The sequence below is a fragment of the Leptolyngbya boryana PCC 6306 genome (genome assembly GCF_000353285.1).
Taxonomy (GTDB): Bacteria; Cyanobacteriota; Cyanobacteriia; order Leptolyngbyales; family Leptolyngbyaceae; genus Leptolyngbya; species Leptolyngbya boryana.
The window spans coordinates 5,221,217-5,234,153 of the sequence record NZ_KB731324.1 but is presented as its reverse complement, the minus strand read 5'-3'; the positions used below and the strand labels follow the sequence as shown (position 1 = coordinate 5,234,153).

Annotated in this window: 21 protein-coding genes; 13 read left to right on the top strand and 8 right to left on the bottom strand. The window is 49.9% G+C overall.

What is annotated here, in order from left to right; all coding sequences use genetic code 11:
- Nucleotides 1–35: 35 nt before the first annotated feature.
- The 3 genes from LEPBO_RS0126175 to LEPBO_RS42485 are packed head-to-tail and all read left to right on the top strand — an operon-like array spanning nt 36 to nt 1,163.
- Nucleotides 36–542 carry a hypothetical protein gene (locus LEPBO_RS0126175; RefSeq protein WP_017289370.1) on the top strand — a complete coding sequence of 169 codons (507 nt, stop codon included), beginning with the start codon at nt 36–38 and terminating at the stop codon, nt 540–542.
- Complete coding sequence (locus LEPBO_RS0126170) at nt 539–1,006, top strand: hypothetical protein (protein ID WP_017289371.1); 468 nt, start codon at nt 539–541, stop codon at nt 1,004–1,006. The genes LEPBO_RS0126175 and LEPBO_RS0126170 overlap by 4 nt, the downstream gene beginning before the upstream one ends.
- A complete protein-coding gene (locus tag LEPBO_RS42485) occupies nt 978–1,163 on the top strand; it encodes a hypothetical protein (protein ID WP_144056237.1) in 186 nt (61 codons plus the stop codon). The genes LEPBO_RS0126170 and LEPBO_RS42485 overlap by 29 nt, the downstream gene beginning before the upstream one ends.
- Nucleotides 1,164–1,179: 16 nt before the next feature.
- Here LEPBO_RS42485 and LEPBO_RS43435 read toward each other — a convergent pair whose 3' ends face one another.
- The 5 genes from LEPBO_RS43435 to LEPBO_RS0126140 form a co-directional block, all read right to left on the bottom strand.
- On the bottom strand, nt 1,180–1,347 hold the full coding sequence (locus LEPBO_RS43435) for a hypothetical protein (protein ID WP_017290554.1): 168 nt from the start codon (nt 1,345–1,347) through the stop codon (nt 1,180–1,182).
- The gene (locus tag LEPBO_RS0126155; RefSeq protein ID WP_017290553.1) at nt 1,340–3,250 is read right to left on the bottom strand and encodes an AAA family ATPase; all 1,911 of its coding nucleotides are present in this window, start codon (nt 3,248–3,250) and stop codon (nt 1,340–1,342) included. Before LEPBO_RS0126155 ends, LEPBO_RS43435 begins: the two co-directional genes overlap by 8 nt.
- A 148-nt stretch (nt 3,251–3,398) precedes the next feature.
- On the bottom strand, nt 3,399–3,626 hold the full coding sequence (locus tag LEPBO_RS0126150) for a hypothetical protein (protein WP_017290552.1): 228 nt from the start codon (nt 3,624–3,626) through the stop codon (nt 3,399–3,401).
- Entirely contained in the window at nt 3,623–3,916 is a 294-nt protein-coding gene (locus LEPBO_RS0126145) for a hypothetical protein (RefSeq protein WP_017290551.1), read from the bottom strand. The genes LEPBO_RS0126150 and LEPBO_RS0126145 overlap by 4 nt, the downstream gene beginning before the upstream one ends.
- A 73-nt stretch (nt 3,917–3,989) precedes the next feature.
- A complete protein-coding gene (locus tag LEPBO_RS0126140) occupies nt 3,990–4,253 on the bottom strand; it encodes a hypothetical protein (RefSeq protein ID WP_017290550.1) in 264 nt (87 codons plus the stop codon).
- Between the two features lie 300 nt (nt 4,254–4,553).
- Between LEPBO_RS0126140 and LEPBO_RS0126135 the strand changes: the two genes are divergently transcribed.
- The 10 genes from LEPBO_RS0126135 to LEPBO_RS0126090 all read left to right on the top strand — a co-directional run bounded on the left by LEPBO_RS0126135 (nt 4,554) and on the right by LEPBO_RS0126090 (nt 9,979).
- Entirely contained in the window at nt 4,554–4,757 is a 204-nt protein-coding gene (locus LEPBO_RS0126135; protein WP_239741226.1) for a helix-turn-helix transcriptional regulator, read from the top strand.
- A gap of 173 nt (nt 4,758–4,930) precedes the next feature.
- Nucleotides 4,931–5,311, top strand: a complete 381-nt coding sequence (locus LEPBO_RS0126130) for a hypothetical protein (protein ID WP_017290548.1) — start codon at nt 4,931–4,933, stop codon at nt 5,309–5,311.
- A 30-nt stretch (nt 5,312–5,341) separates the two neighbouring features.
- Nucleotides 5,342–5,827, top strand: coding sequence for a hypothetical protein (locus LEPBO_RS0126125; RefSeq protein WP_144056277.1), 486 nt, complete (start codon nt 5,342–5,344; stop codon nt 5,825–5,827).
- 75 nt (nt 5,828–5,902) lie between these two features.
- Nucleotides 5,903–6,103 carry a hypothetical protein gene (locus LEPBO_RS0126120; RefSeq protein ID WP_144056276.1) on the top strand — a complete coding sequence of 67 codons (201 nt, stop codon included), beginning with the start codon at nt 5,903–5,905 and terminating at the stop codon, nt 6,101–6,103.
- Nucleotides 6,088–6,753 carry a hypothetical protein gene (locus LEPBO_RS0126115; RefSeq protein WP_026148940.1) on the top strand — a complete coding sequence of 222 codons (666 nt, stop codon included), beginning with the start codon at nt 6,088–6,090 and terminating at the stop codon, nt 6,751–6,753. The genes LEPBO_RS0126120 and LEPBO_RS0126115 overlap by 16 nt, the downstream gene beginning before the upstream one ends.
- 462 nt (nt 6,754–7,215) lie before the next feature.
- Nucleotides 7,216–8,427 (top strand): IS110 family transposase, encoded by a 1,212-nt coding sequence (locus LEPBO_RS0126110; protein ID WP_017290544.1) that lies wholly within the window; start codon nt 7,216–7,218, stop codon nt 8,425–8,427.
- Between the two features lie 47 nt (nt 8,428–8,474).
- Nucleotides 8,475–8,669 (top strand): photosystem II reaction center phosphoprotein PsbH, encoded by a 195-nt coding sequence (gene psbH / locus LEPBO_RS0126105; RefSeq protein WP_017290543.1) that lies wholly within the window; start codon nt 8,475–8,477, stop codon nt 8,667–8,669.
- Nucleotides 8,670–8,808: 139 nt separating this feature from the next.
- Nucleotides 8,809–9,108 carry a TatA/E family twin arginine-targeting protein translocase gene (locus tag LEPBO_RS0126100; RefSeq protein WP_017290542.1) on the top strand — a complete coding sequence of 100 codons (300 nt, stop codon included), beginning with the start codon at nt 8,809–8,811 and terminating at the stop codon, nt 9,106–9,108.
- Entirely contained in the window at nt 9,108–9,722 is a 615-nt protein-coding gene (pth, locus tag LEPBO_RS0126095; protein ID WP_017290541.1) for an aminoacyl-tRNA hydrolase, read from the top strand. Before LEPBO_RS0126100 ends, pth begins: the two co-directional genes overlap by 1 nt.
- Nucleotides 9,719–9,979, top strand: a complete 261-nt coding sequence (locus LEPBO_RS0126090) for a DUF3146 family protein (RefSeq protein ID WP_017290540.1) — start codon at nt 9,719–9,721, stop codon at nt 9,977–9,979. The genes pth and LEPBO_RS0126090 overlap by 4 nt, the downstream gene beginning before the upstream one ends.
- Before the next feature lie 13 nt (nt 9,980–9,992).
- Here LEPBO_RS0126090 and LEPBO_RS0126085 read toward each other — a convergent pair whose 3' ends face one another.
- From LEPBO_RS0126085 to ntcA, 3 genes are all read right to left on the bottom strand, one after another.
- Nucleotides 9,993–10,424, bottom strand: coding sequence for a RuvC family protein (locus LEPBO_RS0126085; protein WP_017290539.1), 432 nt, complete (start codon nt 10,422–10,424; stop codon nt 9,993–9,995).
- Nucleotides 10,425–10,458: 34 nt separating this feature from the next.
- Nucleotides 10,459–11,856 (bottom strand): DUF3084 domain-containing protein, encoded by a 1,398-nt coding sequence (locus LEPBO_RS0126080; protein WP_017290538.1) that lies wholly within the window; start codon nt 11,854–11,856, stop codon nt 10,459–10,461.
- 119 nt (nt 11,857–11,975) lie between these two features.
- Entirely contained in the window at nt 11,976–12,647 is a 672-nt protein-coding gene (ntcA, locus tag LEPBO_RS0126075) for a global nitrogen regulator NtcA (RefSeq protein WP_017290537.1), read from the bottom strand.
- Nucleotides 12,648–12,937: the final 290 nt, after the last annotated feature.

Here is a 12,937-nt window from a genome sequence, read left to right as displayed (position 1 = left end):
CGAACCCAACGAACGAGCAATTGAGGACAACGAGCGTGGCGATTCTAGATTGCTTGAGGAACGCGGGCTTAGTGTCTAACACAATCTCAAGCCGCAATACAGCGCAGCTTGACCCGCTGACCTACACGCCGATCAATAACGGAAGCTACACCTATCACGGCACAGCCTACACAATGAGCGCTTTGCGTGATGGTAGTAACACCGTTGGAATGATGGTGACGAATGCCTCAACGGTATTCGTACAAGTGCAGTTTTCAACCGCTGTCTACCTTAATCAAGTGCAGCTTTGGTTAGGGCAGTTCAACGGAAATTTCAATCATCCTAGAGATTTGAGCATCTTTGCTGGAGCAGTGACCAGCACAGCTGGTACACCGTTATACTCTGGCACTCTGGCAACTGTAGCCACAGTCCAAACGATCAACCTCGCTAGTGATACAGATTTCAACACCGCTCACACGATTTACACGTTTGTCTTTTCTAACAGCACAGGCGGGGTAAACGTTTCGGTCGGTGAAATGCTGATCTGGGGGCAAGCAACATGAGCAATATTTCAGCGATGACCGCTCAACCGCTTCAACCCTCACCCCTCCCAACTGCTACCCCTCCTCTAATGGAAGGTGGGCTGATGGTGGCGATCGTGGTTTACCTGATCAAAGAAGGCGTAGGGTTTTTCAAGCAGAAGGATGCCAGCGAAGAAAAGCTGATGGCAATTTTGATTGAGGATGTTCGCAACGATCGCAATATCCACTTCAAACAGCAAGCCGAAATGCTGATCCAGCTGAAAGGCAGTCACGATAAAATTGCGCTCGCGATCGAGCGAATGGGTGCAGCTACGACAGATATTAATCTCGCTTTGCAGATGAGCAAGCGGACGGAAACCGAGATTTTCCACGCCCTTCAGCAGATTCAGCAAGAGATGAGTTTATTCAACGAAAAACTTGATCGCCTCACCACACCTGAGACAGCCAATGGAAAATATGGACCTGGAGAACGTGAGAGCCGTTAAGACTCACGTTGGATTTTTAGTGATTCACTTGCCAGAAATAGGCGGCATTTCACATTTAGAGCTTGCGTTGGGATTAGAGCAGCTGGCTCAAGAGTATCGAGCGATCGCAGCTTCGAGAACTGCGATCGCAGAGTATCCCGCATTCACATCTGAGTGACGATTGCACTCAACCCTTAGAACAGCTTCAACTGCTCATATCGCCGCTTCTCCCTCGCTCGTCGTGAGGGAGAATTCTTTTTTTTTGGCACAACTTCCACAGCGATCGGTAATGCCAATTGCTTACCACGCGCCATCTTTAGCAATGCCTCGCGAGCGGATTCAATTTGAGTCCAGCTAACCATTGCGTTTCCTCAGCAACGAAACGTCAGCCAGTTGGTAGACGCTATTGCGCCCGGTCTTTTGATTGCGAACCTTGATTCGTTCACCATTGATGGCAATCACACGGCTCACGTCCGTTAATTCAAAGAAAAGCTTGCCCTCGATTGCATTAACCGGAATGGTCTTGCTACTGCTGGTGTAAGGCTTAGGGATATCTCGCCAGGGTAGCTTGTCACTTCCGCTACTGTGCCACGTAGAAGTTGCATTAGGAGTGACCAGATCGCCCACCTCAATCAAGTCGATCGCGTTCTCAATAAGCGGGGTGTCGATCGACCCTGCGATCGACGTGCGATCGACCTCGCGATCGACATCATCTTCTATATTTTTCAAGGGTTTGACCGGGCTAGTGATCGGTCGATCGCCATTTTGAGGGTTTTGCAACAGTGAAATTTGCTCACTTTTCGCGATCGACCGATCACTAGCCTCAGTTTTTCCCGGATTTGCTGGATTTTTGTGTCGATCGCAGGGTCGATCGCTAGTCGATCGCGCCTCATCTGGCGATCGACGTTCGCCCACGTAGTAGACCATTGTGTTTCCTTGTCGCTTTGGATATCTCATCACAGAACCCTTTGCCCACATCTCCTTCAAAACTTTGCGGACAGTATTTTTATTCAGTCCGAGATATTGGGCAATTTCTTCAACTTCATAGCCAATGCCGCGATGCTCATCTTCATTCAGCCAAAGCTCGATCCGCTTTTCGGTGTGGGCTGTTTCTTCTCCAGATTCGTCACCCTCACGCCCCAAGTAAGTGAAGGTGAAATTCTCCTCTTCAAATTGGAATTTATAGCGCCCTGGCGGTCGTCCCATGCGCGTTTTCTGCACTCGCAAAATGCGATCTCCTGTCGATTCGTCAGCAACCATCAAGCCCCAAACTTCGGAAGCCGAGTTGTAGAGGGCTTTCGTACCGCGTGACTCGCCATCGGAATTGGAGTGATGCACCACGATGAAGGTGCAGCCGTAGCGATCGCCCAGGTCATTCAGCTGCAGCATGAAGCGAGCATACTCGGTGTCATTCTCGGAAATCAGCGTGTTGCGATTGATAGCCGTCACAGAATCCACCATGCACAGCCGCACTGGATCGCCTATTTCGGCATATTCTTTCAACCGCGCTTCCAATCGCGCCATGTTTTCCACTTGCCAGCCGGGTACGACGGTAACGGGATACTCCCGACTGAGTTCACGAATCTGCATTCGCTCGCGGGTAACGATGACGGGTTCATCGGATTGCAGAATCAATGCTCTACCTTGCCTGACCTGATAGCCGTTCCACGGCTGCCCTTTGACCACGCATTCGATCAACTCGTAGATCATGAGTGATTTGCCAGCGCCGCCGAGGGCATGAAGCAGCATGACGATGCCTTGAGGAATCCAGCCACTCACAAGCCAGTCTTTAACTTGGGTGCAAAGCTGATCGAGTTGGTCAAGGGTGTAATCGACAAAGGGAGCCTGATTAATCAGCGCCTTATAGTACGAGTTCATCATGTCGGTCTTCGGCATTCTCAGGCGCTTCGCGAGCCGAGAGAGTTTGAAGTTTCTCAATCCCTCATCCACGATCGCTTCGATTTGCCGCACGGTTTGCACCATTGAGGTGAATTCCTGTTCTTCCAGGTCTACGCCCATGTTGCTGACCAGGAGTTGGGCGATTTCTTCGACCGTCTCGATCGACGTGTCATACGAGCGAGCGATTTGAGTCAGATAGTGTTTGCGGTGTGCAGGTTCCCAAAGATTCTGAAGTGATTTCTTGAGAATTTCATCCTCAAAGCGCTGTTTGTTCTGCAATTCCATCATCATCATCCCGTCTTGCTGAGGATTGATCGGCAGAACTTTGGGTTCAGATTGGACGGGGGTGTTATGGCTTGCTACCATTTGACTAGCCTCATAGGGGTATGCGGTTACGTGGTTTCTCGCGTGCGAAATTGCCAGCAAGCGAGTATTTGTTGGGTCGGTAGATGATTAAATTCATGGAACAAGCCAGCAGGGAAGGGGTCGAGTCTTCCTGCTGGCTTGTTTAGTGTTAGAAGGTTTTGGGCTGAGGGGCGAGCGAGCGAATCGCTTCAATCCGATTGCCAATTGAAAGCTGTTTTTTGCTCAGCTCGATGGCTCTGGGATGACTCGGGTCGTAGAGGTTGTAAAGTTCTCCAACCACGTGCCACAAATCGGTGTTTGTGATGGCAAGTTGGGTGATCAAGATGCTGACGTGGTTTTCTAGCCGACGAATGCGGTTTTGCTCTAAATCATTCATGGGTAGTCCTTCAAAGATTGAGCCAGCGCGATCGACAAAGTGAGCCGTCCATCTCTCGACAGTCGCCCCGCCAGTAAACCGAATTTTCGGGGGAGTGACATCGTGGAAATGGACAGAGCAAAATGATTTGCTGCCAGATGGATCGAGCCTGTATAGGTTGCGAGCGAAATCAGGAGTAAGGCTTCAAGTCGCTGCGATGAGGTGAGAAATTCAAGGTAGTCCCCAAATTCCAGCGCGATCGCCGCCAAAATATCAGCGTCGCGATTCGTTGGTCTTGATTGGAGTTGCATAAGCTATCCTTTGGTTACAAAGTCAAGAATTGTTTTTTGAGCGATCGCACTGCCTGGCAGTGCGATCGCTTTTTTAGTCCGGTCGATTGGCAAGGCTCAGCATTAGGTCGTTGCGCAGCTGCTCTAAGTCGGCTTCGCTGGTGTTGTCCGTGATGATTTTGCCGATCGCGGCTGCCAGAATTGCTGGACTGCCCGTGATGCCAAGATTCATAGTTATGACCTGATCACTGAGTCGGCTGCTCAGTTCGTCAAGTAGGTCGGCTGCTTGTTCCTGATGGTCTTCTGCGAGCCAAGTCGTGAGACGGCGTAATCGATCGATGATTTCTTGGTTAGTCATGAGTGAGATAGCCTCAATTCAGGTAAGCGCGCGATCGCATTTCTTCGGGAAAAGTGCGATCGCGCTTTTTTTGGACTTAATTCCGTCAGCGTTTTCTAGCAGTGGAAGAGAGAAACAGGCGTAACTCCCTGATTCGTTGGATCATTGGGTAGCGACACGGGGAAGGACGGCAAATCTCGCCCCGCGTCGATGTCAAAGCGTAAGTCAGTTTACGGTAGACCTTAACATCTTACCGTAAGCAAGCTTTCGCGTAAGCCCACTTACGGTAAGATGTCTAAAGAGTCTTCAGGAAAGGCGCTTGTGGAACTTAGAAAAAAGGCTGGAGTAACCCAAAAGGCTGTAGCAGATGCCCTCGGAGTGACTGACCACACGGTTAGGAACTGGGAGAAAGGCAGGGAAGAGCCGCGCTTGTTCATTTGGCAGGTCAAAGCGCTCTGCGATCTGTTGCAGTGCGAACTTGGCGATCTGCCCGATCGGTTCACAAATAAAAGCGCTGAAGCGTAGTCGTCTCTACACTTCAGCGCAAACAGTAACTCGATAGGAGGTGAGATCGCAGCCAAAATTAAATTCTCAATTCGGGGGAGTTTACCTCCCCCTAGCCCCGTACAAGCATCACCCAGACGGAGCAATCCAATTATGCAAGTAACTTCAGAATTCAATCAATGAAATAGGCGACCGTGCTTTCTCCACAGAAGCGCGATCGCCTATTTGTTCGTGCAAATCTACTCATTCCTATCATGGCAAATCTAACCAAACATCAGCCAGTTCAATGGCACAGCACCAAACCGACCGATTACCCGGTCTATCGACACAATGGCACAGACTATCGGCTGGTTCCTGACTCTGCGTTGGTCAAGCTGCTCTCTGACAAAGATGGCTTGTTCTGGTTCGCAGTCGGTATGGCTGCCGTCGCGATCGCCGCCGCTACTCACGTCGCTGTCAACTTGATCGCGCCGCCAGCTGCTGCTACGGCTCAGCCGCAAATTATCGAAAAGCCTGTGATCGTCACTCAAGAGAAAGTGGTTCCCACCAACTGTCTCGCCTTCTGCAATCGCTAAATTCATTCTGCAAATTAAGGAGCACATCAAATGAGACTCGGAAGTTCAAACGGCAAAATGTCAAAGGTTAATCAAATCATGACCCCCAATGACGTGATGAATGTCGCCAGCGGCGCGCCTACTCCCTGGAATCCGGGCGACAGTAGTGAAATTCGCACCGAGAAAGTTGTCAGCAGACATCGCAACTTCACCCAAGAAGAAGCAGACAAACTGAGAATCACCGCCGCCACTCGCAAGCGTCAGGCGAAAAACAACCGTCAAGCTTATCAGGCATTGCGCTCGATTGAATCCTCAGACGCAGCGGATCAATCCAGTTTCCGCGCCTATCAAACCACTGTGGCTCGCACAACTGCCACCAAGAAAAAAGCCGATGTCAGCAAGGCAAAGACGCTCTACAACCTCACCCCGGCATACGCTCAAATGGGCTACAGCCTGGGCGCGTCTCACCATGATGCACAGCTGAAAGTCTCGGAATATCAGGCGCTCTACTCCGACGTAAGCAACCGCTGGAGCTAATCAAACATGTTCAAAATAGCTAGATTCGCAACCCTACTGGGGTTAGGTCTAGCTCTTAGTTCTTTTATTGGGCTAATGGCGCGCCACCTTCCCCCACTCGCGATCGGATTATGGGTTGTTCTTCTCATCCTGCTCGTTCTCACCCTCATGAGTTACTTCGCGGGTCCACTGCTCGATCAGCACTTTGGATGGGGGGAGGACACCTCACTCGGTTTAGCGATCGCACTTTTCCTGACATTCACCATCGGAGGTCTAATCGGATGGCTCGCTTCATGACCTGGATGCCTCAAGCCGACTACGGGCAACAATGGGCAGTCACGTTTGCCGCAGGTTGTTTTACCTGGTTCATCCTTATCTGCTTTGCCAAAATCTTGCCGCCGTCGATTCAGCTGCTCACTTTTCTAATTCCGATTCTCTGCTTTATTCACGCTCTGCACATTCTCCCCAAGTGGCAGAAAGAAGGACGCAGACAGGAACTCACCGAGTCGTTGATCGAGCGAGAAATCTCGCACAGCATGATGAACCAGCATCATCGCAACCTGGCAACGATGGATCTTGACCACAATCAGCAGATGCAGGAGTTAGGCAACCTCTATCCGGAGCAATCGCCAGCGTGGGGTGCAACTCCACACGCTGAACTTGCACCGCCAGAACAAGCCACCTACTTACTGAAACTCAAGCAGGACGTGATGCAAGCGTGTGGTGATATTGGTTGGCTATGCGTTGAATATCTCAGCGGTCAAGGCGCGCAATATAGCGATCCAGAAGGATGGATTACGGTTGAGAAATTGCGCTCAAACTGGGCTAAAAAATACGGCTTGAACACTGAGCAAGTGAGGCAATTACTAACAGCATTGACCGGAATTCAAGCAGGGGAATGGCGCAATTCTGATCAGAAAGAATGGCGACTTCTCCTAACGCTTTAATCTGTCCGTTCGGACAAACTTCGGATTTTCGGACAAATCGGACTCGGACGGAAAAGCCTAGCGGATTTCCATCCGATCAGACTTTCCGATACTTTTCCGAAAATTATCCGAAACCCGTCCGATTTCAGTCCGCCTGATGATTTTGCCAAACTCAGCAAATGAAACAGACATAATTCGGATGTTTAAATCCCTCGATTGAATGCCTGATTACGTCTGTCGCGGCATGAGTCAATCGCGCTTTAATGTTGAGGTAGGCATTGCCTTTTTGAACTCGTAAGCGCGGTTGTCCTCCGTGACTTAAAGCTAAGCGCTTTCAGTGTGAAGTAGGCTCTAATGCCTCTCGCTAAGATTAAGCGCGGCTCAAGTCTTTTATCAATCTCAACGCCTGCATATTGAGCTAGGAAACTATGGCGACTCTTAGGCTGAGATTGACTCAAAAAAACTACGTCGCTCATACCAGTCATGAATACCTACCGTGTGATCGGGCTAGATGTCTGCTGCGATCGAGTTGTCGCGTGTCTACTCACCGAAATCCCACCGCATCCACAGACGTTCTACCAGCAATACAACTTTCACGAATTTCAACTCAACCGCGCCGGACTGAACCAGCTGCTTGCACTCAGCCCTGAAATTGCCATCTATGAGCCGACGGGTATCGCTTACTCTGCGGTGTGGGTTGCACGCCTGGAAGAAGCCGGAATTGAATGTCGCGCTGTGGATCATGCCAAGCTGCGCGCCTATCGAAAATCGCTTGGACTTCCTGACAAAGATGACTTTGCCGATTCCCTCGCCCTTGCCTGCTATGGGCTTGACCCATTCAAGCGCACCAAATACGACTACGTGAGACGGCGCGATTCCACAATTCAAGCCATCCGCGCTCTCACCCTGCGACTTCAGCATCTCGATCGCCGAAAAGCTCCCATCATCAATCGCCTGCGGCAAGACCTCGCGCAGGCGTTCCCAGAAAAGATGAATATCAACTGCGATGCTTCGCCCTTATTCTGGGGATGGCTCGCGGGTGAACGTCAATCCAAGCGCTACGATCGACTGCTGGCTGAATCGATTGGATTTGGGCTAAACGATGAAATTCAGATGCAGGCGCGAGCGCTAACTGCTTGCTTTCGAGAGGAAAGAGAACTCGCTCAAAAACTTGCTCATCTGATTCAGAGTGACGATCGCTTCACTCCCTACCTCACCGTATTTCGAGAGTTTGGATTTGGCGATCGCGTTTCAGCTCTATTTCTTTCGACGATCTATCCACTCGAAGATTTTCTGCTCGACGGCAAACCTGAGACTCGCATTGCTAAAGGCAAAAAATCGGGCAAACCGACCACGCGACATTTATCGCTGAGGCGATTTCAAAAAGCGATCGGCGTTGCCCCAGTGCGAGAAGAGTCGGGCACAAGCTTGAAAAAACGTCGTACAGGCGGCTCATCGCTCTGTCGTAAAGCCTTGTGGCAGTGGATGTTTACTCAAATCGAAGTTCGCCGCAAAACTCAAAACCCCCGAATTCTCGAAATTCGCCAGATCTACCAGACCGCGCTTGATCGCTATAGTCTCAGCAGCGACGAACGACCGCGCGGCATCAAGATTAAATTGGCTCGCGCTTACACCCGGCGCAAAGTTGCAATTCTTCTGTTTGAAGCCCTTGTGAAAGCCGTCGCCCAAAGCTGATATATTGAGTTTAAACATTTTCCAAGACTTAGCGATAAAGGTGAGCCATGGCACAGCGGACTCGGTTGGGAGACATTCTAAAACCTTTAAATTCTGAATACGGTAAAGTTGTACCTGGATGGGGAACCACCCCTTTGATGGGAGTCTTTATGGCACTCTTCTTGGTATTTCTGCTGATCATTCTGCAAATCTATAACCAAGAATTGCTTCTCGATGGCTTTAACGTTGATTGGGGCAACTAAACCCAAAAACGCAATTAGCAAAATCATTCCCGGAGTTTTCCGGGTTTTTTTTTAGGAGCGGGATTGAGGGGAACCCCTACAATAGATCGAATCCCCACTCCCTACTCCACCTTTACTTGACTGACATCAGGAGATCGATATGAACTTCTTCGGCATCGGCTTACCCGAAATGGTACTGATCCTCGTCGTGGCACTCTTAGTCTTTGGTCCCAAAAAACTGCCAGAAATTGGACGCAGTATGGGTAAAGCGATCCGGAGTTTCCAGGACGCTTCTAAAGAATTTGAGAATGAATTCAAACGCGAAGCAGAAAATCTGACTGCCTCGGCTCCACAGACCATGGAAGCAACTTTAGAAGAAAAACCAAAAATCGCCCCGGCAGAAGACCCTCAAACGGTTGAGGAGACTGTCGCTGTCACCCCGATCGAGAAAGAGTCCTAATGTCCTCCGAAGCAACGTCCCCGCAATTGATCGTTGGGCTAGGAAACCCTGGCAGCAAATACGAAAATACTCGTCATAATGTCGGGTTCCTGGCGATCGATCGCTTAGCAAAACTCTGGCAGATTGGACTGTCCGAACATAAAAAATTCCAAGGCTGGTTTGGAGAAGGAATGAGTCCGGTCGGCAAGATTCGCTTGCTGAAACCGACGACTTATATGAATAATTCCGGTCAAGCGATTCGAGCCGTGATCGATTGGTACAAAATTCCACCCGAAGCGGTGATGGTCATTTACGATGACATGGATTTGCCAGTCGGAAGATTACGATTGCGGTTATCCGGGTCAGCCGGTGGGCAAAATGGAATGAAATCCGCGATCGCTCATCTGGGAACTCAGAAATTTCCTCGCCTAAGAATTGGTATCGGTAGCGCCAAATCGAACGAGAAAGATGCGGTATCTCATGTCTTAGGAACCTTTGCCCCGAATGAGAAAGGTGCGATCGATGAGGTTTTAAACCTCACAGTCAGCGCCGTCGAACTCAGTCTCAAGCAAGGGGTTGAAAAAGCCATGAGCCTTTACAACAATCAATCTGTAGAGTCGAAGTCTGCATCATGAGCAAACGTCTCCCTGAAACCACTGCCCATGTCCGCATTTTGCGCCAGTCCTGGCAACAGGGCAGTATCGAAGGCGAGGTCAGAGCAAACGAATATGAGTGGCAGTTTCATTGGCATTTTCGACGCGGATTGCTGAACATTCAGCCTTCGCTCGGACGAGCCTTGATTAAGGAACCGCTAGGGAGATTTTTGGAAGCGAAAGATTATCAGCTTGAACCGGGTGGGGATTATTCGTTTACGATTCGGGCGGAGTTGTGAACTCCCCCACTCCCTACTCCCCTACTCCTCCACTCACCAGCCGTCCCAAATACCGTTCAATCAACAAAATTGCCACAATGTCATCAATCGGTCGCGGCGGCGTTCTCATCCCTTCAGGAATCAGCCGCGTTAGCCCTTTCGGTGGATACATTTGCCAATAGCGATCGCGCGCCTCTAGCGAACTATTGCGCTCATCGACGGTGATAATTCGCATCGGCTCACTGAGATCAGTCTCTAACTTCTGCCGCCAGGTTTTAGAAGAAGTCTGATCACCCATGACCAACAGCGAAATCGGAAACTGACTCCTCAGAGATGAGATCGTCGAAATCGTCTCTTCAGACGAGATCACTTGATGATAATAAATTCGGCGATCGACTCCCATCACTGCGACTCCGCATTTTTGTCGCCCTGGATCAAATCCCAGAATAACGGGCTGTTCCGCCATACTCACCTCTTGCCGTTGTTCTGTCTACAGATTGCTAATTCGATGCCCGCAGCACAACCTGCCCATCCTGCACCGCTACTAATTCTATTTTGAGCGGTCCCGCTGTGTAAGTCACATCCGATGCAACTGCCCGCAATTCAATCGAATTCGGATAGCGGCGAAGCTGATCGATAAAAGATCCCAGACTCAACAGTTTCTCAACCTCTAGTCTGTCATTCATCACCCCTGCGACACGGGCACGGGCATTAGAAGCTGCAATTAGGTCTTGTAAGGTTTTCTGAAAATCCTGGGGGGACAGTTTAGACGGTTCCAGCGTTTGAGTCGCGATCGTATCTCCTGCTAAAAAGACAACCTGATTCGGCACCGCACTCATATTCACGACAACACCTCGGTCGTCACCGAGAACATAATTTGCCCCGGCTTGCACCCGCACCAGATAATCTTTACCATCTTGAATTTGCTGAATGAGGTTTTGCACTTCCGCAATCGGGATTTGCACAATTTGCTGATTGTTCTGCCCCAGGCGAAGCGACTCGATCGCGGTCTGATTTGCCAATTGCAGTAATTGATCGACTGCTGCTTTGGCTCCACCTTGTTCGACGACGCGCACAACGCCTGAAGACAGCACTTGTGTCCGAAAAATTGCCAGATCACCTCGGCGAATCTGTTCCACATCTTGCTGAATTTGCTGAACGGCTGCCACGAGAAAAGCTCTCTGCTGTTCCAGGGTTTTCAATTCTGCTTCGCGTTGAGCAATGACTTGATCGCGCTCATTAATTTCGCGATCGCGCTTTTCAATCAGGGCAGTTCGTTCCGCAATTTGCGCATCTCGTTCCGCAATTTGGGCTTTCACCTGATCCCGTTGTTCAATTAACGCCTGCTGCTCAGATTCCAGCTGATTGATTTCGTTGCGGAGCGAAAGTGCTTGCTGAGAAACTGTTTCTAGCTGATTGCGGGTGAGATCTCGCTGCGCTTCTGTCCTGCGAAGTTGGGCATCGGTTTCTCGTTGTCGAGCGACTGAAACTTGAAGATTGGCATTGAGGCGCTTGAGATATTCCTCAATTTGGGCACGTTCCGATCGCGCTTGCTCTAGATCTTTCTCAACCTCAGCTTTTCGCTGATCTGTGGTTTTGAGATCAGCCGTGACTTTATCGAGGTCGCGATTTGTCGCCCGCAAGTCGGCTTGAATTCGCCCGAAGTTCAACACCATCTCTCGAAAGGTGCGGCTCGCAAGCAGTAAAACGCCTAACGTAGAGGCAGAAATCAGCGTGCCCGTCAAAATCGTCACGACAACTGCTGTTTGTTTGGGACGGAGATTGAACAAGCTGAGGCGGGCTTTTCCCACGCGCGTTCCTAAGCGATCGCCGACTGTCGCGATCACCCCTCCTAACACCAACACCACCAAAATTAGAATTAGCCCGACATCGGACATGACGCTCCCACAAACCCCTAGACATACTGCACTCTAAGGGCACTTTCAGACTTTGCCTTTCATTATGACTGCTCGCTCTATGATTCGCGTGAGTCACTCAGGACTGAATTCTAATCGAATTAGGTAAATTGTTGACTAAGCGTTACCGGATTATGAACGGTTATTTTTTTCTTGTGAATTGAGATCATTTTGTCCTGACGCAAATCTCCCAGTAAGCGGGTGACTGTGACGCGAGTCGAGCCGATTGCTTCAGCGATCGCTTGGTGAGACAGTTTGAGATCAATCATGATCCCCTCTTGTGAGGGCACACCAAAGTCACGACACAGAATCAGGAGGAAACTCACAAGACGCGATCCCATATCTCGGTGCGCCAGCGTTTCAATCATCATTTCAGTTTGTAAGATTCTCGACGACAAGCCTTTCAGCATCAGCATTGAGAGTTCGGGATTGTCTTTGAGCGCTTTTTCAACTTGTTCGATCGGAACAGACAGCAATTCGACAGGGGTGAAGGCAACTGCGTGATAAAAGCGATCGGCACGTTGTCCTGTGATCAGAGAAAGCACCCCGAACACGCTGTTTTCTCGCAGCAGCGCGACGGTAATTTCTTCTCCTGCCTCGTACACCCGTGAGAGTTTAACCGCACCCTTGACGAGAAAGTAGACCCGCTCCGCCGGATCGCCCGGAAAGAAGATGGTCTTACCGCGTTCAAACGTCTCTACAACAGGAGGATATGCTCCCCCTCCAATCTGACGAAACATCGCTGCAAGCGGTTTATCCTTGGTCACTACCATTTCTTTCCTTGTCGTATCGAGTGAAGCTGGGAAGTCTAACAGTCTATGTAAGCAATCGATGACTTTAGACCACTAAAACTGAGTCTATGATCTGTTTTAGTGTCGTAAACTACAATTTCGCTTTGATCTTCAGAAAACTCAGTAAATTCTCTAAGAAGAAGGCGCAATTTCGAGTCGATCTACTGGAATCTTCTGGGCAGACCCAATAATTTCCACAGATCATACCGTGAAAGCACGAATATTCTAGGACGAGGCATTAAGGAATCATGAAGGATTCCGAACCAGAATCA

Excerpts from the sequence above, each read along its gene's own strand:
- LEPBO_RS0126170 (WP_017289371.1), top strand. The coding sequence starts at position 539 with ATGAGCAATATTTCAGCGATGACCGCTCAACCGCTTCAACCCTCACCC.
- LEPBO_RS42485 (WP_144056237.1), top strand. The coding sequence starts at position 978 with ATGGACCTGGAGAACGTGAGAGCCGTTAAGACTCACGTTGGATTTTTA.
- LEPBO_RS43435 (WP_017290554.1), bottom strand. The coding sequence starts at position 1,347 with ATGGTTAGCTGGACTCAAATTGAATCCGCTCGCGAGGCATTGCTAAAG.
- LEPBO_RS0126155 (WP_017290553.1), bottom strand. The coding sequence starts at position 3,250 with ATGGTAGCAAGCCATAACACCCCCGTCCAATCTGAACCCAAAGTTCTG.
- LEPBO_RS0126150 (WP_017290552.1), bottom strand. The coding sequence starts at position 3,626 with ATGAATGATTTAGAGCAAAACCGCATTCGTCGGCTAGAAAACCACGTC.
- LEPBO_RS0126145 (WP_017290551.1), bottom strand. The coding sequence starts at position 3,916 with ATGCAACTCCAATCAAGACCAACGAATCGCGACGCTGATATTTTGGCG.
- LEPBO_RS0126140 (WP_017290550.1), bottom strand. The coding sequence starts at position 4,253 with ATGACTAACCAAGAAATCATCGATCGATTACGCCGTCTCACGACTTGG.
- LEPBO_RS0126125 (WP_144056277.1), top strand. The coding sequence starts at position 5,342 with ATGAGACTCGGAAGTTCAAACGGCAAAATGTCAAAGGTTAATCAAATC.
- LEPBO_RS0126120 (WP_144056276.1), top strand. The coding sequence starts at position 5,903 with ATGGCGCGCCACCTTCCCCCACTCGCGATCGGATTATGGGTTGTTCTT.
- LEPBO_RS0126115 (WP_026148940.1), top strand. The coding sequence starts at position 6,088 with ATGGCTCGCTTCATGACCTGGATGCCTCAAGCCGACTACGGGCAACAA.
- LEPBO_RS0126110 (WP_017290544.1), top strand. The coding sequence starts at position 7,216 with ATGAATACCTACCGTGTGATCGGGCTAGATGTCTGCTGCGATCGAGTT.
- psbH (WP_017290543.1), top strand. The coding sequence starts at position 8,475 with ATGGCACAGCGGACTCGGTTGGGAGACATTCTAAAACCTTTAAATTCT.
- LEPBO_RS0126100 (WP_017290542.1), top strand. The coding sequence starts at position 8,809 with ATGAACTTCTTCGGCATCGGCTTACCCGAAATGGTACTGATCCTCGTC.
- pth (WP_017290541.1), top strand. The coding sequence starts at position 9,108 with ATGTCCTCCGAAGCAACGTCCCCGCAATTGATCGTTGGGCTAGGAAAC.
- LEPBO_RS0126090 (WP_017290540.1), top strand. The coding sequence starts at position 9,719 with ATGAGCAAACGTCTCCCTGAAACCACTGCCCATGTCCGCATTTTGCGC.
- LEPBO_RS0126085 (WP_017290539.1), bottom strand. The coding sequence starts at position 10,424 with ATGGCGGAACAGCCCGTTATTCTGGGATTTGATCCAGGGCGACAAAAA.
- LEPBO_RS0126080 (WP_017290538.1), bottom strand. The coding sequence starts at position 11,856 with ATGTCCGATGTCGGGCTAATTCTAATTTTGGTGGTGTTGGTGTTAGGA.
- ntcA (WP_017290537.1), bottom strand. The coding sequence starts at position 12,647 with ATGGTAGTGACCAAGGATAAACCGCTTGCAGCGATGTTTCGTCAGATT.